A 17,612-nucleotide genomic window follows, 5' to 3' on the forward strand; every position below is an offset into this window, starting at 1 on the left:
GGATTCAGCCGTGGGTGTCCTGATCGACAAGCCCAGCCCGGTGCCGCCCGCTGCGGCGATCTGACAACACTTGCAGGCCCACGGCACCAAACGCCCCGACGAGAAGGCCACCGGACGCGGCGACGGCGGCATTCAACGCAACTCTCCGGTTGGCCGGCACCGAAGGTGTTGTTGCTGGCGTCACTGGGGTGACGACCACATTGCCGTTCTCGATTCGGGTGATGTTGGATCCGAGTTCTTGCAAGACCGCATCCGCGACATGGGCTGCCTGAGACGGATCGCTGGACGTCACACTGATCCGCAGTATTGCCTGGTTGGGCACCGGTTCAGATGCGATTCCAACACTGGCGGTGTCGCGCACTCCGAGGCGGGTGTAGACCGGAAGCAACACTGGGGTGGTGGTGCCCAACTGGGCGTAACTGGTCATCCGTTCGGCGATGTATTGCGCACCATTGCCCAATGCCCACGACGGTCTGGTCTGGGGACTGCTGACGGAAACCACGCCCTCGGCCGTGGCGACGTATACCGGAGGGCGCAGCATGGTCAGGATTCCCACGACCGTCGCTGCGGCCACCGCCAGGCCAGCAACGATCAGCCATCTGCTTGCGATCGCCTTCAATACGGCCGCGGTATCCATCCCTACCCGCCAATCTCATTGGATGGGTTTGCGGTGGCATCCTTGCGCCCCAGCATGCCGCGTAGCGAGAGGCCGGCGAGCTGGATAAGCGCATAGGTGACCGCGAGAACATTATCTAGCACCCGGGATCGGGTGACCCTTACGCCACTCCGTCGACGGATCTGGTATTCGTCCCAATGGATCGCCCGCCACGACCGCGTCGCGCTGATACCGGTGTAATCGAAATTGCACACGAAATCCGCGAGTACAAGGGGCGGCGAGCAGTCGCCGGCTCGCACCATGAACAGCAGATCGGCCGCGACGGGCATCGTCTCGTCGTATCCGCCCAGGCGCCAAAAGAAGTCCCGCTTGAACGCAGCGGCCTGGTGCGGCAGAGAACGCCCCAGGATCGCGACGTTGAACATACTGAACGGAACCAACGCGAGCACGCTGTGAAGACTCTTGTCCGCCCCCACCACTCGGGCCAGACCGTAAAGCCAATCCGGGTGCCCCGCATCCGCTATCGCGGCGGCGACCCGCTTCAGGACGTCCTCATCGCCGAACACGTCACCGGAATGCATGAACCACAGGTATTCACCCCGCGCCATCTGCGCGCCCTTGTTCATCCCGTGATAGCGACCCCGGTCGCGTTCGCTCACCCACGCGCCATCGAAATTGGCCGCCAACCACTCCGCAGAGCCGTCAGTTGAGCCGGCGTCGATGACAATGTGCTCGAAGTCGCGAAATGTCTGCGATTTGACCGACTCCACCGTTTCAAGGAGTCCGTTCTTGTTCTGGTACGCGATCGTCACGATGGAAAAGAGCGGCGTGCTCACCGAGCGTCCTCCAAAGTCTGGTCAGCCACGTCCGGTGGCAGAGGGTGGGGCTTCGACATCGGCGACCGCCTCCGTTCCGAAGATCGTATGCGCCGCGCGCGCCCAGCTGAAGCGGTCGGCATTAGCACGAGCTTTCGCGCTGAGCTGTTCACGCAGCGTGGGCTCTGCGATAACGCGGTTGACCAATTCGACGCACTTGTCCATATCGTCGGGATCGAATCCCAGGCCGCCTTCGCCGGCCGCGTCCGTCATCGCGGAGCCAGTGGCAAATACCGTAGGGCAGCCCAACCTGCCTGCCTCGATGATCGGGATGCAAAAGCCTTCATATCGCGACGGTGCCACCAGCACCGCCGCATGGGCGTAGAGCTGCTCGAGCTGCCGGTCGTCGACACGGCCCAGCAGACGGACGTTGTCGCGCCGCTCCAACTCCACGTTCTTGAGAACATGCTGGGCGCTGCCCACCACGGCAAGCGGCACTCCAGCGTCACCGAGCGCAGCCACGGCAGCGGCGACATTCTTGTGCGGCGCCAGGTTTCCGACAATCAGTGCGTACGAGCCCTTTTCGAACGGCAGTGGCTCAGCCGGTTCGCTGGGCGCGTGCGCGTCGATATGGTCGGCCCCGCACGGCGCTACCTCGAAGCGGGCCTCTGGAACACCGAGTACGCAAGCAAGCTCACTGCGGCTGAACGGCGACACGGTCACCACGCGCTTGGCTGTTCGCGACAGCACTGCGTACATCAGCCGATACCAGATGACGAAAGCCGGACGGAAGTTGCCGGGGAACCGGAACGGCGTCGCGTCATGCATGACCAGCGTTTGATTTCGCTTCACCACCGGCGCAGGCCCACACAGCGAATACAGCTGCTTTCCACGCGTAAGCCAGGGCAGCACAACCTGTTCGAAAAACACCCCTCGAAATCGCGAGCGGACAATGACGAAGTTGGAAGCCCAGGGGGGTTCGATCGCATCTTTGGGCAGGACAAGAGTGATCTGTCGCGCCGCTGGGGTCGAACTGACGCTTCGCATCACCTGCGTCGCGTAGCGCTGTGTCCCCGAAGGCGACTGTGCCAGCCACTTACCGTTGACGAAGATGGTCACCGGAGCACCTCCGTCCGTCGTTGCGTCGCACAGCCACTCACGCACCACTGTCCAGCTCGACGGCGCCGTCGACTCGTTGACCTGTCGCGGGCCCGGGCTTGTCCGTGGTGGGTCTCCTCGTCCGCTGGACCAGCGGATAACACAGAAGGGTCGCTGGCACAGTCCAGACACTCCAGTCGGTGGTGTCGAGGAGCCAAGGCCGCTCACTCACCGACAGCACGAAGACCGGCAGCAGGACACAGCCGACCACGAGGCTGTAGGCACCGCGCGCATTCCACATCAGTAGCCCTATCGCTGCGACGAACAATAGGAATCCGATGACCCCAGCTGAGAACAAAACCTCCAGCCACTGGTTATGCACCGAGTACGCCTGTATCGCAATGAGTCCCGAGTCCCGCAGGTGCTCCATGCCGAAGGTGCCCGTCCCGTACCAGAAGGTGCCGGGATCCGTCAGCGCTTGGCGCCCCAGTATCCACAGATAGCCGCGGCCGGTGAAGGCGCTCGGATCCTTTGCGGTGAACGGCACGATCAATCCGACGAGGAAGGTCGCCGCCAATCCGAAGTACAGCCATCGCGTGCGGATCGGCGCGGCGGTGGGCCGTCTGAAATCCGGACGCAGCAGCATAAGCGCAAAGAACGTGACGAGACCCGCGATCGCGCCTGAACGACTGCCGGTCATCAGGATCATTGCGAGCAGGTAGGCGCACAGGGACACACCTTCCCATGACCGAAACGCGAGGTATACGAAAGGCATCCCGAGAGCGAGGAGCATCGCGAACGAATTCTCGTTGCCATGAATGCCGCCGTAGACGAAGCCGAGGATGCCGCATTTGTCCGAGGTACAGGGGACAGCGCCGAAACCACTGTTGCCGACAAACGGGAGAAAGGAGAAGCCACTGGCGAGCGCAACGAAGACGCAGAACGCCCCGGTGCCGATATGTATGCCGAGCCCGCGCGGAGCCACCGTGCAGGCAATTAGCACGACCAGATACACCATCTGTAGCGGCTGAATTGGGTTGTCGCCGTGGAGAATCGCCGACAAGAACGACACGAGCGCCACGACGACGAGCAACGCCGCCGGGACATCAACCGGCACGCCACCACGCTTGGACCGTACGTAGAAGACGGCTGCGGCGAGCAGCCCAAGTAGCAGGCACAGTCCGCGCCAAACCTGGTGCCACGCCCCTGGCCACGCCCAAGGAGCCGCATCGATGTTGACACTTTCCGCCTTGTTCCACACGCCGAGGTAGGTGACCACCACATCGACGGAAATCTGGGTGCACGCGGCGATCACGGCGGCCAACGTCGCGGTTCTCGACCACTCGTGTCGCCGGACCACCTTGCGCATCGCATTGAAGAACACGACCAGCGCGACAACGGATACCGCAACGATCATGTTGGAAGTTGCCGCGTCAACCATCGGCCAACTCCTCGCTCGCGGTCTTGGCGGTCAGGCGATTCGCGAATATCAGCCCCGGTATCAACTGGCATACCGCGACGGTCAACGCCGAAGCGAACACCGGACCGCTCGCTCCCAGTATCGGGGCGAGAAACCAGGACAGCGGGAGGTTTGTCAAGACCAGCGCGACAACGCATACAGCCTGAAAGCGGAGGCCTTCAGGCGAAATCAGCATGATGCCCTGCGCGCATTGCAGCGATTGCACAACGAGCAGAAGGGCGAACGCAACCAACAACGATGTCGGTGGCGTTGCCGCTCCGGTGCTCATCCATCCGATGACGTAGGGAGATAGCAGGAAAAACCCGATGGCAGCGATAGCCCCCGCTGCACCGAGGAGGGTCAGGCTGGTCAACCAGGTCCTGCGGCGGGTGGACGTTGCTTGCTTCTGGACGGCGAAGTGGGGCCACAATGCGAGCGCCGCCACCACAACCACCGACTCTATTGGCAGGTACAACTGTGCGGCGTAGGAGTAGTTCGACAGGCTGGTCAGATCGACGCGGTGGGACAGCACAATGCGGTCTGAGTACAGCGCAACGGGCAGGCCCAGCTGCACGACCACCCACGGCGCCGCGGTGGCGAATATCGGCAGACCGGGAAAACGACGAGGCTGAAATAGCTGCGGCAGAAGTCCTTTGACAAGTCCTGCGTCGCTTCGTCGCACCGCGAGGGCGCCGGCCACAAAACTTGCCAGTCCGCCGATCGGGATGGCCAGAGCGTAGGCGAGCGTCGGCGCGTGCGATAGGTAAAGCCCCACCGTTACGCCAAGCGCAACCGGAGCCGATACCGCGGCCAGCAGGGTGGCCTGGTGCATCCGTCCACTGCCCCGCAAGATGTTGGCGCCCAAGGAGAACGGCAGCCCGATAGCGAACGTGATGAGCGTGAGGGCGGCAGCTACGTCGACACCTACGCCGAACTGAACCGAATGAACGCCAAGCAGGGTCGGCCATGCATTCAGCAGAGCCAGGACGAGTGCGGCCATCCCCAACACCGTTGCCGAACCCAACGTTGTACGAATCGCGGTCAACGCTGTGCGCCGGAACTGCTCTGGCCCTGCCTCGTCCACTTGAGCACGCGCCGTGGCGACCGCCGGCCCCGCACCCAAGTCGGCAGCCTGAGCCAGTGGCAGGCTGAGCGTGGCGACCAGCATCACCACACCGAACTCTTCGACACCGACCGCCGAGGTGACCATTCGTGCGACCAACAGCTGCGAGAGCCCGGTGATCGGCAGCACGATCAGTCGCGCTCCACCCGACACCAACAGCAGCCGACCAATCGAGCGCAGCCCGCCGGAGGTGCCGCTCCGATCTGGATCATTGACCGGCTGCGTGGCTCCGGCGTCCGCTGTCACTGCGCGTACGAATTCGTATCCGCGTCGCCGACGACAAGTTTCTCCGGTCGCGGCGACCGACGTCGAGATTGGACCAAGTAGTAGACGCACACTGCGGCGCCGACGACCGTTCCGATGAGCAATCCGCCTACAGCCGCATGCCAACGTGGAGCAGGAGGGCTCACGATTGCCGGCTGAACGGGAAGGATCTGTATCGGGGATGCCGGCTGCGGCGGAGCGCCGCCTAGCTCGATGAAGCTGGCGCCACCTCGCTCGACTGAGACGACCGTACGCCCGAGGTTGTCCAACACCGAATTCGCGATCTGGGCAGCGGCTCGGGGTTCAGCATCATCGACCGCTATCTGCACGATCACCCTGTCCGGAATGACGGTGGCGTGAACGTGCTCGCGCAGCTGATCAACTGTGCCTTGGTGGGTGTCGGCAACCACCGCCCGCAGCACCTCGGTCGAGGTGGCCAGGGCAGCGTAGGTCGCTATTCGCTGCTGCACATACACGCCGCTGGCATACGGATTCGGGTCGACGGGATTACCGGGAAGAGGCGGGGTGAACGCGACGAACCCATACGCTTTCGCTGTATAGACGGGCGTTTTCCAAACCCCCCACAGGATTCCGGCGGCCAAGCCCAGCACCCCGCACAGTGGGATGACCATCCACCACCAGCGCAAGCGCTGGCCGTCAACGGCTTCGGGATGCCCCATCTCCCATACCCTTCACATCTTCGAACGGCGCGCGCCGCCCGTACGGTTCCTGGAAATACAAGATTTCCTCGAGGCCTGGCACCGCGCGCCCGACGGGTTACCCCCATCGTTGCTGTCAGTGTAATTCACTGGTCATTGCAGATAGCGCATCACGAAACTCGAGCCGCCCCTATCCCCGACCCCGCCAGGCGCCGAACGACGCTGGTGAATGTTGTCATTTCACGAAACGACAGGCGGCTCAACCCGTCTCTCTGATCGCGTCATCCGCCGAATTAAGAGGATGGCTTGGCAGGTGTCCGCTTTGCTTGCCACGTTGATTTGGGCGCTGTAATGTCGCACCGATCCGCGGGTGCCGGTATGGGGCGCGGCGCGCCTACCGACGATGACTTGGTGACGGTGAAACTACGTATCATCAGACCGAGCGGGACCGGCGTGAAGAGGCGACCATTCACAGCGTGACGGCGGGACCCGCTCATGGGCACTGAAACCCTCGGAAAGCGCCATATTTTCACCCCCACCAAGCCCGTGCTGCTATCGGTAGCAGTCATAACAGCGCTGGTAGCCCGCACCGCCGCTGTGTTGGTCATGGGCGACATTTCGCCAGGGGCAAATCTGTGGGAATACGGCGATCAGGCCGCCTGCGCGCTACAACACGGCGGAGATCTCTGTCTTTTCTACCCACAGTCAGGTTCTGATCATTCGCCCAGTGCAGCCAGCTACCCGTCGGCTTACATGCCACCACTGCTGAGTTACCTCTGGCTCGGCTTATTCGAACTCTTCGGAAATGGAGCCGTCGCTCGAGCGTGTTGGCTGGCCATCAACATCGCGGTGGCTCTTGGCTGTGTCGCATTGGTTTTCCGCCTCAGTCTCAAGCTCTGGCCCTCGAAATGGGCGGCATTCGCAGCGGCCATGATTCTCGCGCTTTACCCCACGTTCATCGTGGTGAGCGCCGTCTACCACCAAACGAACTGGGCGGTGTTGTTGCTCCTGATCGTCACGGCGATCGCCGTTGAGCTGCCAACTACGCAGCGCCCGTGGCTTTACGGGACATTGGGTGGAATCGCTTGTGGCCTAGCCGCTCTCAATCGTTCCGAAATGCTGGTTATCGGCCCCCTATTGATCGCCTTGGGGGCGCTGTGGAGACGAAACCTCGCCGCCGTTCTGAAAGTCGGGTTGGCAGGCGGCCTGACGACGATCCTGATATTGGCGCCGTGGACGGTACGCAATTATCAGCATTTCGGGGAGTTCATCCCCACTGCACAAAGTTCCGGATACAACCTTTGGAAGGGGTACAACACCTTCACCAACGGCTCCGGAAACCTCTCCGAGGACGTCAACGACGCCGAGGGCCAGCGTCTCCTCGTTATCAGCCGGTCCGCACCCCACGATGACCGATACGAGACGCACGTTCAGGACATCTACGAAGAAGCGTTCAAGACCGATCTCACCAACGCACCCGCAACACGCCTGCTACAGCTGACCGCCAATAAGGTGCTCCTGCTTTGGGGGTTCGACTGGACAGACCGCGAAATCACACTTCGACCCGCTTACCTGTTGCCGTGGCTCGTCGTGAACAGTCTGGCTGTGTTCGGGTTTGTCATGGCTGTGAGACGGCGCCGCTCAGTGCACAAAGCAGCAGCGAGCATCTACGCGGCAGCGTTCGGACTGCTGACCGTCGCGTACGCGCTTACTGCCGTGCATGCGCGGTACCGCATGCATATCGAGCCATTCCTCTTCATCTTGGCGGGGATAGGAGTCGAAGGGCTCTGGATCTGGCTTATGGCAAAAAAGCGCGGCCGCTTCGGCGATGGTTCGGGGCAGGTCGCCGACTGAGTGGTCAATCGCGCAACGCACCGACATTTTCTCGATACCACGCCACAGTCCGCTCCAGCCCTTCCCGCAAGCCGACCTGCGGAGTCCATCCCGTGTCTCTGAGTTTGGAGATGTCGAGCAATTTCTGTGGCGTGCCGTCCGGCTTGGTGGTGTCCCACTCGGTGTGACCGGAATAGCCGACGATCGAGGCGATGGTTGCGGCAATCTCGCTGATGGTGACGTCTGTTCCGCTACCGACGTTGACTTGGTCGGGACCGTCATAGTGCTCGAGAAGGTGCAGACAGGCGTCGGCCATGTCGTCGGAGTGCAGGAACTCGCGGCGGGGTGTGCCCGTTCCCCAATTCGTCACCGAAGGCGAGCCCGCCTGCGCCGCGTCGTCGTAGCGGCGGATCAGTGCGGGGAGCACGTGAGATCCCGTGCGCGAGAAGTTGTCGTTGGGCCCATAGAGGTTTGTCGGCATCGCTGAAATCCACGGCAGGCCATACTGACGACGGACTGCCTGTACCTGCAATATCCCCGCGATCTTGGCGATCGCATACGCATCGTTGGTCGGCTCGAGCGGACCGGTGAGCAGCGACTCTTCCCGAATCGGCTGCGGAGCCAGCTTGGGATAGATGCACGACGAGCCAAGGAACAGCAGCCGTTCCACGCCGACCTCGCGAGCAGCGTCGAGAACGTTGACTTGAATGCGGAGATTGTCGCTGAGGAAATCCACCGGGTATGTGCTGTTGGCCAGGATCCCGCCAACCTTCGCCGCCGCCAACACCACGTACTTCGGCCGTGCTTCGGCGAAGAAGGCCGAAACCGCGTCACGGTCCTTTAGGTCGAGTTCAGCTGAGGTTTTGCCGATGATTTTCTCGAACCCCGCGGCGCGGAGCTTGCGAACGACTGCAGAACCGACCAGCCCGCGGTGCCCAGCGACATAAAACGGTGCACCACGATCGAGCTCGGCGGGCCAATACTGCGATCGGACCGTCATCCGGCGACGATTCCTGTCCCGCCGGAGGTCCCCCAGGAGGCCAACCGCACCGTGTCGATCCAGGGCTTGCCCGCATGGGCGAGTGCCTCGACGTCGGCGTCGACCATCAGTCGAGCAAGCTCGCGGCCGTCGACCGTTGGCACCCAATCGAGTTTGTCACGGGCTCGCGAAGCGTCCCCGATGAGCGCATCGACCTCAGTGGGGCGAAGGTAACGCTCGTCAAATCGGACGTAGTCTTCCCAGCTCAGGCCAACGCGACCGAAGGCGATCTCCAGGAATTCCCGCACCGAGATACCTACGCCCGTCGCAAGCACGTAATCATCGGGTTCATCGACCTGAAGCATGCGCCACATACCCTCGACGTACTCGGCGGCGTAGCCCCAGTCACGTATCGAGTCCAGGTTGCCCATGTAGAGGTGATCCTGCAAACCAGCCTTTATGGCGGCGACTGCCCGGGTGATCTTGCGAGTAACGAAAGTCTCGCCGCGCCTTGGTGATTCATGGTTGAACAGAATCCCGTTGACCGCGAAAATTCCGTATGCCTCCCGGTAATTCTTGGTGATCCAGTAGCTGTACAGCTTGGCGGCGGCGTAGGGCGATCGTGGGTAAAACGGTGTGTTCTCATCCTGCGGGGGAGGTGTGGCCCCGTATAACTCCGACGAAGACGCTTGGTAAAAGCGGGTCTTGATGCCCGATAGCCGTACCGCCTCGAGCATGCGAACAGTCCCCGTCCCGGTGGTGTCGGCCGTGTGTTCGGGTTCATCGAAAGACACTCGAACGTGGGACTGCGCCGCCAGGTTGTAGACCTCGTCAGGATCGATCTTGGCGAGAAGCGTCACGAGGCGGGCGCCGTCGCTGAGGTCGCCATAGTGCAAAAACAACTTGGCCCCTGGCGAGTGCGGATCGACGTAAAGATGGTCTATGCGAGACGTGTTGAATGTCGACGCACGGCGGATGAGTCCGTGAACTTCGTAACCCTTGGCGAGTAATAGCTCAGCTAGGTAGGAGCCATCCTGTCCGGTTATACCGGTGATCAATGCTCGTTTCACCATAAATGCGTTGTCTTCCTATTGGATCCGCGACGACATAGTGCCCACCCCACTCAAGTAATAAGCCTACCGACCGACAGTCGGGATTCGTCACGAAAAAACGCGCTAGGTCAGCCGACCTTGCAGATCTGGAAGGAAATCAGGCGTCGCCCAAGTTCGTTGCAAGGTGGAGTCGAGCTCGTACTGCGGACTCCACCCGAAGATATCGTGAATGCGCGAGATATCGGCTCCGAGGTAGGGCCGATCGACGGCTCGCATCCGCTTCGGGTCTTGCCTGATCTCGAACGTCAAGCCCAGCACCGACCGCATACGCGCGAGGACCTCCTCAACCGAGTATTGCTGCCCGCTACCGAGATTCACCACCTCGCAGTCGACTCCCGCCGGGTTCTTGCCCATTGCCACGGCGGCGAATCCACCCGCTGCGTCCCGCACATCGATGTAGTCACGTTTCGGCCAGATATTGCCGAGGTCAATAGTGTCGACACCCTCGCGCAACTGGGCGACGATGGCGGGCAGCAGGTGTGGATTGGTTTCGCCCGGCCCAATCACGTTGAAAAGCCGCACGATGCCGGCCGAGATCCCGCGGTCAGCCGCAAATGCCCGCACATATGCCTCACCGTGAAGCTTGGTGATGCCGTAGATGTCGGCGGGTTCAAGCGGCGAATCCAGCTCACGATGGGCGGCCTCGTCCGGCTGATAGACCGCCCCGCTGCTGGCGAAGACGAAGCGGGTCCCGGGTGGACAGGCGGCGAGCACGTTCACCGTCCCGGTGACGTTGGTGGACACTGCATTTGCCGGGTCGGCATCGCATTCGGGGATGTAGTGAATGGCGGCAAGGTGCACCACCACATCGGGCTGGAAGTCCTCGATCACGGCTTTCACCGCTGCCGCGTCGCGAATGTCGACTCGCCGGAAACCCGGGCCCGCGACCTCGTCCTTCAGCCACTCAGGAGTGCCGTAACGCAATATGTCGACGATCAGTAAGTCTGCTTCGGCCCGCAGTTGCCGCACCAGCTCTTTACCGACGAAACCCGCACCACCTGTGACCACGATGCGCATGCTTATCCCTACGTTAATGACTGAACGGCTATTGCTTCGCCAGAAGCTCGTGAACGCACACTTCAAACGACCTCGCGATATCCGACCAGTCCAGCGTCTGCGCCCCGATCAGTCCCGCTTGTGAAAAACTCTGCCAACCAGCGTCGGCGGCCAGTAGGGCGTCCGCGAACTCGGTCGGCGTAGTTCCACATACCACCCCAACGCGATACTGCTCCACCACGTCTTTGGCGCCGTTCTCGGCAAAGGTGGGCGTCACCACGGGCAGGCCGCTGGCCATCGCTTCGGTGATCACCCGTGGAAATCCCTCGCGCATGCTCGGCATCCCGAGAACTGCTGCGCGCGAGAGAAGTTCAATCTTTCGTTCCTCGGTGACGGAGCCGAGAACCTTGATCCGATCCGCCACCGGGGATAGTCGGGCGCGCTCTTCGATCTCGGTTCTGGCGGGACCGTCACCAGCGATCACCAAGTCACCCGCGAATCCACGCTCGGCGGCGAGAGCGAAACCGTCGATGAGCAGGGGTAGGTTCTTGTGCGGCGCCAATCGACCGACGTAGAGCGCGCCTGAGCGGTCAGCACGCGCGGTGGGCTGGTAGCGCTGGACTTCAATACCGCTGGGCAAGACCGAGAACTCTTGTCCCGACTCGATTCTCATCGCTGCCGCGACGCCCTCGCTGACCGCGAAGTTCGAAGCCACCAAGCGGGGAAAAAGCCGTTGCGCCAACCGAAGTGGCACACCTTCGCGCACTTCGCACCAATGGATTCCGCCGTGACGACGCGCTCGCCTGGTCAGCATGGGAATATGCAGCAGCGGCCATTGATTGATCAGGTAAAAGTCGTACTTCTGGGTCTTCTCCAGACGCCGGACCCTGGCACTGAAGCGGACGATATCGGACCAGTTCCGCCTCAATGCCGGGATCAACGGCTTACGGTAGCCGCCGCTGCCTTGACAACGAAAGACACGGACCCCGTTGATCACCTCTTCGTCGGCAAGCCCGGCCTGATGGCCGATGCAGTAGACGTCCACCGAGTGGCCGCGCCGCACCATGGCTTGAGCCAGCTCTTGAAAGAACACTTCCTGGCCGCCGACGTTCGGGTAGTACAACTCAGTCACAAACGCGAAACGCAACGCCCCAACCGCGTCTGCAATTTTTGATTGTGAATCGCCCCCGATCATTTCGGAGGAATAATATCAGTGATCGATCCCGTAGCCGTTGGGAAATCGGCAATACCCGCCTAGCCGAGCTTGCGCAGCCGCGGCTCCAAATCCTTCTTGAACAGCTCCAAGAAGCGGCGCTGATCCTGCCGGGGATCGTGGAATACCAAGTGGTTCAAGCCCCAGTCGACGTAATCCTTGACCTTCTCGACGGCCTCGTCGGGATCGGAGGCCACGATCCACCGCTTGGCGACCTGTTCGATCGGCAGCGCATCGGCGGCCTTCTCCATCTCGATCGGGTCGTCGATGGAGTGCTTCTGCTCGGCGGTCAGTGACAGCGGCGCCCAAAACCGGGTGTTCTCCAGCGCAAGCTTCGGGTCCGGATCGTAGGAAATCTTGATCTCGATCATCCGGTCGATGTCGTCAGGGTTCTTCCCGGCGGCCTCGGCGCCCTCGCGCATCGCGGGAATCAGCTTGTCCTTGTAGAGCTCTTCGCCCTTACCTGAGGTGCAGATGAAGCCATCCCCGGCCCGGCCTGCGTACTTGGCCACCTGCGGTCCGCCCGCGGCGATGTAAATCGGGATCCCGCCCTCGGGAACGTCGTAGATCGAGGCGCCCTTGGTCTTGTAGTACTCGCCCTCGAAGTCGACGCGGTCGCCCAGCCACAGCTCGCGCATCAGGCGAACCGACTCGCGCAACCGCGCGTAGCGCTCCTTGAACTCGGGCCACTCCCCCTCGTAGCCGGTGGCGATCTCGTTGAGCGCCTCACCGGTGCCGATGCCGAGGAAGATCCGGTCCGGATACAGACACCCCATCGTCGCGAACGCCTGGGCGATGACCGCCGGGTTGTACCGGAAGGTGGGCGTCAGCACCGATGTACCCAAGACCAGCCGCTTGGTGCGCTCACCCACCGCTGTCATCCACGCCAGTGAGAACGGTGCGTGACCGCCCTCGTGACGCCACGGCTGGAAGTGGTCACTGACCGTCGCGCTGTCCATCCCGTGCGCCTCGGCCAGCACCGCCAACTCAACCAACTCACGCGGGGCGAACTGCTCCGCCGACGCCTTGTATCCCAGTTTCAGTTCAGCCACGCTCTCGTTTCTACTCCCTTCGGCGGCGCGGCGAACGGCCGAGTCCTAAGTTCTACACTCGCGACATGGCCGTGGCCCTGACCGCAATCACCGAACACGTCCATATGGCACAAACACCACTGGTCAACTGGACGGTGGTCACCGACGACGCCGGCGTCATGCTGATCGACGCCGGTTTCCCCGGTAGTCGCGACGACGTCCTTCGATCACTGGCCGAACTCGGATTCGGCCCGGCGGACGTCACGGCGATCCTGCTGACCCACGCCCACGTCGACCATTTCGGCTCGGCCATCTGGTTCGCCAAAACCCACGACACCCCGGTGTACTGCCACGCCGACGAGGTGGGCCACGCCAAACGCGAATACCTACAGCAGGCCTCTCCCGTCGATCTGATGCTGCACGCGTGGCAGCCGCGCTGGGTGAAGTGGTCGTTGGACATCGTCGGCAAAGGCGCACTGGTGCACGACGGCATCCCGTCGACCGGCGCACTCACCGAGGACGTCGCCGAGCGCCTGCCGGGACGGCCGCTGGCCATACCGACCCCTGGGCATACCGGTGGCCACTGCTCCTACATCGTCGACGGCGTACTGGTCAGCGGTGACGCCTTGGTGACCGGCCATCCGCTGGCCGCGCGCAGCGGCCCACAGCTCCTGCACCGGGTGTTCAACCACGACGAGTCGAGCTGCGTGCGCAGCCTGTCCGCGCTGGCGATGCTGGAAACCGATGTGCTGATCCCCGGCCACGGTGACCTGTGGATCGGGCCGATCCGCGAGGCCGTGCGTCAGGCCACGCCGCGCTGAGCAGCGCTGTCCGGCGAGCCAAGCCCAAGGTTCTCCCGCAGTGTCGCACCGCTGTACGCGGTGCGGAATGCGCCGCGTTCCTGCAGTAACGGGACCACGGTGTCGATGAACTCGTCCAAGCCAAGCGGGGTCAGGTGCGGCACCAGGATGAACCCGTCGCACGCGTCGGCCTGCACATGCCGGTCGATCTCGCTGGCGACATGGGATGCGGTGCCGACGAACTGCTGGCGGCTGGTGACGGCGATGACCAGTTCGCGAATGGACAGCTTGTCGGCTTGCGCCCGCTCCCGCCAAGCCGCGGCCAACGCCTTGGGGTCGCCGTGGCGCACCCGGCCCTGGGTGATGCTCGGGTCGTCGACGGGTTCGATGTCGGGTAGCGGACCGTCCGGGTCGTAGCCCGACAGGTCGCGCTGCCAGACCTGTTCGAGCATCGCGATCGCAGTCTGCGGGCTGACCTGTTGGCGGCGGATGAACCGTGCTCTCTCCTCGGCGTCGGCGGCGCTGTCGCCGAGGACGAACGTCGCGGCGGGAAAGACCTTGAGGTCGTCGGGATTTCGTCCGTGCGCCACCGCACGCGCCTTCACGTCCGCGTAGTAGCGCTGGCCGTCCTCCAGTGCGCCGTGCCCAGTGAACAGGGCGTCGGCGTGTTTGGCACCGAAGTCTCGGCCCTCGTCGGAATCGCCCGCCTGCAGGAGCACCGGATGGCCTTGCGGTCCGGCCGGCAGCGTCGCCACCCCGCGGACGTCGAACTGCGCCCCGCGGTGCGACACCGTCCGGATCTGGTCCGGATCGACGTAGCTGCCGGAGTCCGGATCGGCGACCACCGCGTCGGCGGCCCAGCTGTCCCAGAACTCGCGGGCGACGGTGATGAACTCCTCGGCGCGCCGGTAGCGATCGGCGTGGTCGAGAAAGCCACCACGCCTGAAGTTTTCGCCGGTGAATGCGTCCGACGAGGTCACCATGTTCCACGCCGCGCGACCGTCGGACAGGTGATCGAGACTGGCGAATTGGCGAGACACTTCGAACGGTTCGTTGAACGTGGTGTTGATGGTGCCGGCCAGGCCGATGTGCTCGGTGACCGCAACCAGCGCTGCGAGAATCGTGAAGGTATCGGGTCGGCCGACGACATCCAGATCGTGGATCCGGCCCCGGTGCTCACGCAGTCGCAGCCCCTCGGCGAGGAAGAAGAAGTCGAACAGCCCCTCCTCGGCTTTGCGGGCGAGGTGGACGAACGAGTCGAACTCGACCTGACTGCCCGATTCCGGGTCCGACCACACCGTGGTGTTGTTCACCCCTGGGAAATGTGCGGCGAGATGAATCGGTTTGCGCTGCTTTCCTTCTCGGATCATCCTGTCACACCCCAATGTTTGGCCAGTAGTTCGAATGAGCGCAGCCGATCGGCGTGACGGTGGGTGGCCGTCGTCACCACCAACTCGTCGGCACCGGTGACCCGCTGCAACGCGGTGAGCTTGTCGGCCACCTCATCGGCGTCGCCGACGAACTGCGTGGCGAGCCGGTCCTCGACGACGGCGCGCTGATCGTCGGCCAGCGGCACCACCGTGTCGGGATCCGGGTAGGGTTGCGCCCCGCCCTGTGCCCGAATGGAATACACCCATTGACCGAACGGCGCTGCAAGATGCCGCGCGGTGGCTGAGTCGTCGGCGACGACGACGTCGGCCGAGACCACCACATGCGGCTTCGACAGGTGCGGCGACGGGGTGAACGCCGCCCGGTAGGCATCAACGGCATCCAAGGCCGAGCTGGGGGTGATGTGGTAGCTCGCTACGAACGGCAGGCCCCGCGCTGCGGCCACCTCAGCGCTCTGCCCCTTGCTGCTGCCGAAGATCCACGGCGTCAGGCCCGACCCCTCCCCCGGCACCGCGTGCACCGGGTATCCGTCCACGGTGTGACTGCCGACGAGCAGCGCCAAAATGTCATCGACCTGCTCGGCGAAGTCCGGCGGGGCGGCCTCTGGCTGGGTGAGAACCGTTGACAGCGCTCGCATCCGGGGGCTGGCCAGCAGCGCCCGCACGTCGAACGGCGACGGCACCACCACCCCGTCGATTTCGCGCCACCCGACGTGGGGCCGGTCTGGCGGATCGCCTCGCTCGACTTCTGTTCGCCGCTGACCGGAGCGACCAAGTCCCAGGTCGATCCGCCCGGGGTGGAACTGCTCTAGCATTCCGAAGCTTTCCACCACCGCCAATGCCGTGGTGTAGCCCAGCTGGACCGCCGCGGCGCCGACCCTGATCCGTTCGGTGGCCGCGGCGATCTGACCGATCAGCACCGCCGGTGCCGAGCTCGCAACGGCGACGAAGTGGTGTTCGGCGACCCAGTAGCGCGCATATCCCCACTGCTCGGCATGGCGGGCGAGGTCGACGGTGTTGTGCAGCGCGGACGCCGCGTCACACCCGGCGCTGATCGGCGACAGGTCCAGAATCGACAGCGGGACGTTCACGACAGTCCTGCCTTGGCATAGCGGTTGACCGCTGCCGGTAAACCGAACCGTTCGCGCAGGGTTTCACCGTCGCGGTAGCCGGTGCGGAAGCGCCCGGCCCGCTGCAGTAGCGGAACCACCTCGTCGACAATGACAGGCAGGTCGCCGCTATTGACGGCGGGGCGCAGCCGGAACCCGGCCAGGCCGAGATCATGCCAGCCCAGCAGCAGATCGACCAGTTGCGTCGCGCTACCCTCGAATACCAGGGCATCGGAGCGGAACTCACTGTCACCGGAGAAGCTGACCACCACGTCGGCGATCGCCTTGGGATGCCCGCCCGCGGCGTCGACCTGGCCCAGGATCTCCCGGACGGAAGCCTCATCGCTCGGCGTGACGAAGACGAGATCGGCGGCGGCATCGGCGAATTCATAAACGGGTTGGCCGTGCGCGAGTGCGGCGATCACCGGCTGCCCCTGCGGCGGGCGCGGCGTGATCGACGGGCCCTTCACTGAAAAGTGCGATCCGGTGAAATCGATGTAGTGCAGCTTGTCGCGGTCGACGTAACGGCCGGTAGCGACATCGCGGATAACAGCGTCATCCTCCCAGCTGTCCCATAACCGTCGCACCACCTCGACGAAATCACCTGCTTCGCCGAATAATTCGCCCCCTTCGGGCGCGGATCGCCGCCCGAACGAGGCCGCCTCGTGGGCAGCCGGACTGACCCTTGGCTGCCAGCCGGCGCGGCCGTGCGACACGAAATCCAGCGTCGCGATGGCCTTGGAGACGTGGAACGGCTCGGTATGGGTCACGGTGGCCACCGGAATGAGCCCGATGTGGTGAGTAAGCGGTGCGATCCTGGCCGCGACCAGGACGGCGTCTGCCCGACCGGCCAGTCGGCGCGGGTCGATTTCCTCCCGCCGCCCCGACTGGGCGCTAAAACTGTCATCGACGGTGAGAAAGTCCAGCAAGCCGCGTTCGGCGGTGGCGGCAAGCCGTGCCCAGTACCGGCCCGAGGTCACCGGCGCAGCGCCAGGTTCGGCGGCCAGGGTGCGCCGCCAGGCCTGCGGATGCCACCCGTAACCGTCGAACGCGACGCCGAGATGCAAAGAGTTTTGCGCCATCACACAACTGTCTAACGCGTTCTGTGAGAACGCAT

The 17,612-nt window shown here is 63.5% G+C and carries 16 protein-coding genes; 2 read left to right on the top strand and 14 right to left on the bottom strand.

Annotation, left to right across the window (positions count from 1 at the left end; genetic code table 11):
- Positions 1-4: 4 nt before the first annotated feature.
- Genes G6N38_RS07975 through G6N38_RS08000 form a run of 6 tightly spaced genes read right to left on the bottom strand, consistent with a single transcriptional unit; the run spans position 5 to position 6,055 of the window.
- Complete coding sequence (locus G6N38_RS07975) at positions 5-637, bottom strand: YveK family protein (protein ID WP_163747030.1); 633 nt, start codon at positions 635-637, stop codon at positions 5-7.
- Positions 638-639: 2 nt separating this feature from the next.
- Positions 640-1,452, bottom strand: coding sequence for a glycosyltransferase family 2 protein (locus G6N38_RS07980; protein WP_163747031.1), 813 nt, complete (start codon positions 1,450-1,452; stop codon positions 640-642).
- A gap of 21 nt (positions 1,453-1,473) precedes the next feature.
- Positions 1,474-2,550, bottom strand: a complete 1,077-nt coding sequence (locus tag G6N38_RS07985; RefSeq protein ID WP_163747032.1) for a glycosyltransferase family 4 protein — start codon at positions 2,548-2,550, stop codon at positions 1,474-1,476.
- 37 nt (positions 2,551-2,587) lie between these two features.
- Complete coding sequence (locus G6N38_RS07990) at positions 2,588-3,970, bottom strand: O-antigen ligase family protein (protein WP_163747033.1); 1,383 nt, start codon at positions 3,968-3,970, stop codon at positions 2,588-2,590.
- Complete coding sequence (locus tag G6N38_RS07995) at positions 3,963-5,357, bottom strand: oligosaccharide flippase family protein (RefSeq protein WP_163747034.1); 1,395 nt, start codon at positions 5,355-5,357, stop codon at positions 3,963-3,965. Before G6N38_RS07995 ends, G6N38_RS07990 begins: the two co-directional genes overlap by 8 nt.
- On the bottom strand, positions 5,354-6,055 hold the full coding sequence (locus tag G6N38_RS08000; protein ID WP_163747035.1) for a YveK family protein: 702 nt from the start codon (positions 6,053-6,055) through the stop codon (positions 5,354-5,356). The genes G6N38_RS07995 and G6N38_RS08000 overlap by 4 nt, the downstream gene beginning before the upstream one ends.
- A gap of 474 nt (positions 6,056-6,529) precedes the next feature.
- Here G6N38_RS08000 and G6N38_RS08005 point away from each other — a divergent pair, with 474 nt between their 5' ends.
- The gene (locus tag G6N38_RS08005; protein ID WP_163747036.1) at positions 6,530-7,888 is read left to right on the top strand and encodes an ArnT family glycosyltransferase; all 1,359 of its coding nucleotides are present in this window, start codon (positions 6,530-6,532) and stop codon (positions 7,886-7,888) included.
- 4 nt (positions 7,889-7,892) lie between these two features.
- On the opposite strand, the gene G6N38_RS08010 is transcribed toward G6N38_RS08005, so the two are convergent.
- From G6N38_RS08010 to fgd, 5 genes are all read right to left on the bottom strand, one after another.
- Positions 7,893-8,867 carry a GDP-L-fucose synthase family protein gene (locus G6N38_RS08010; RefSeq protein ID WP_163747037.1) on the bottom strand — a complete coding sequence of 325 codons (975 nt, stop codon included), beginning with the start codon at positions 8,865-8,867 and terminating at the stop codon, positions 7,893-7,895.
- Positions 8,864-9,919, bottom strand: coding sequence for a GDP-mannose 4,6-dehydratase (gene gmd / locus G6N38_RS08015; RefSeq protein WP_163747038.1), 1,056 nt, complete (start codon positions 9,917-9,919; stop codon positions 8,864-8,866). Before gmd ends, G6N38_RS08010 begins: the two co-directional genes overlap by 4 nt.
- A gap of 102 nt (positions 9,920-10,021) precedes the next feature.
- The gene (locus tag G6N38_RS08020) at positions 10,022-10,975 is read right to left on the bottom strand and encodes an NAD-dependent epimerase/dehydratase family protein (protein ID WP_163747039.1); all 954 of its coding nucleotides are present in this window, start codon (positions 10,973-10,975) and stop codon (positions 10,022-10,024) included.
- A gap of 28 nt (positions 10,976-11,003) precedes the next feature.
- Complete coding sequence (locus tag G6N38_RS08025) at positions 11,004-12,149, bottom strand: glycosyltransferase family 4 protein (protein WP_246227776.1); 1,146 nt, start codon at positions 12,147-12,149, stop codon at positions 11,004-11,006.
- Between the two features lie 59 nt (positions 12,150-12,208).
- Entirely contained in the window at positions 12,209-13,219 is a 1,011-nt protein-coding gene (gene fgd / locus G6N38_RS08030) for a glucose-6-phosphate dehydrogenase (coenzyme-F420) (protein WP_163747040.1), read from the bottom strand.
- 65 nt (positions 13,220-13,284) lie between these two features.
- Between fgd and G6N38_RS08035 the strand changes: the two genes are divergently transcribed.
- The gene (locus G6N38_RS08035) at positions 13,285-14,019 is read left to right on the top strand and encodes an MBL fold metallo-hydrolase (RefSeq protein WP_163747041.1); all 735 of its coding nucleotides are present in this window, start codon (positions 13,285-13,287) and stop codon (positions 14,017-14,019) included.
- On the opposite strand, the gene G6N38_RS08040 is transcribed toward G6N38_RS08035, so the two are convergent.
- From G6N38_RS08040 to G6N38_RS08050, 3 genes are read right to left on the bottom strand one after another with little or no spacing between them, the layout of a single operon-like run.
- The gene (locus G6N38_RS08040) at positions 14,001-15,368 is read right to left on the bottom strand and encodes an NtaA/DmoA family FMN-dependent monooxygenase (RefSeq protein ID WP_163747042.1); all 1,368 of its coding nucleotides are present in this window, start codon (positions 15,366-15,368) and stop codon (positions 14,001-14,003) included. The genes G6N38_RS08035 and G6N38_RS08040 overlap by 19 nt on opposite strands.
- Positions 15,365-16,477 carry an LLM class flavin-dependent oxidoreductase gene (locus G6N38_RS08045; RefSeq protein ID WP_163747043.1) on the bottom strand — a complete coding sequence of 371 codons (1,113 nt, stop codon included), beginning with the start codon at positions 16,475-16,477 and terminating at the stop codon, positions 15,365-15,367. The genes G6N38_RS08040 and G6N38_RS08045 overlap by 4 nt, the downstream gene beginning before the upstream one ends.
- A complete protein-coding gene (locus G6N38_RS08050) occupies positions 16,474-17,577 on the bottom strand; it encodes an LLM class flavin-dependent oxidoreductase (RefSeq protein ID WP_163747044.1) in 1,104 nt (367 codons plus the stop codon). Before G6N38_RS08050 ends, G6N38_RS08045 begins: the two co-directional genes overlap by 4 nt.
- Positions 17,578-17,612: the final 35 nt, after the last annotated feature.

Origin of the sequence: Mycolicibacterium helvum (assembly GCF_010731895.1) — a bacterium.
Classification (GTDB): domain Bacteria; phylum Actinomycetota; class Actinomycetes; order Mycobacteriales; family Mycobacteriaceae; genus Mycobacterium; species Mycobacterium helvum.

Bases quoted from the DNA above. Each gene is read 5' to 3' on its own strand.
- G6N38_RS07975 (WP_163747030.1), bottom strand. From the start codon at position 637: ATGGATACCGCGGCCGTATTGAAGGCGATCGCAAGCAGATGGCTGATC.
- G6N38_RS07990 (WP_163747033.1), bottom strand. From the start codon at position 3,970: ATGGTTGACGCGGCAACTTCCAACATGATCGTTGCGGTATCCGTTGTC.
- G6N38_RS08000 (WP_163747035.1), bottom strand. From the start codon at position 6,055: ATGGGGCATCCCGAAGCCGTTGACGGCCAGCGCTTGCGCTGGTGGTGG.
- G6N38_RS08005 (WP_163747036.1), top strand. From the start codon at position 6,530: ATGGGCACTGAAACCCTCGGAAAGCGCCATATTTTCACCCCCACCAAG.
- G6N38_RS08010 (WP_163747037.1), bottom strand. From the start codon at position 8,867: ATGACGGTCCGATCGCAGTATTGGCCCGCCGAGCTCGATCGTGGTGCA.
- gmd (WP_163747038.1), bottom strand. From the start codon at position 9,919: ATGGTGAAACGAGCATTGATCACCGGTATAACCGGACAGGATGGCTCC.
- G6N38_RS08020 (WP_163747039.1), bottom strand. From the start codon at position 10,975: ATGCGCATCGTGGTCACAGGTGGTGCGGGTTTCGTCGGTAAAGAGCTG.
- G6N38_RS08025 (WP_246227776.1), bottom strand. From the start codon at position 12,149: ATGATCGGGGGCGATTCACAATCAAAAATTGCAGACGCGGTTGGGGCG.
- G6N38_RS08035 (WP_163747041.1), top strand. From the start codon at position 13,285: ATGGCCGTGGCCCTGACCGCAATCACCGAACACGTCCATATGGCACAA.
- G6N38_RS08040 (WP_163747042.1), bottom strand. From the start codon at position 15,368: ATGATCCGAGAAGGAAAGCAGCGCAAACCGATTCATCTCGCCGCACAT.
- G6N38_RS08050 (WP_163747044.1), bottom strand. From the start codon at position 17,577: ATGGCGCAAAACTCTTTGCATCTCGGCGTCGCGTTCGACGGTTACGGG.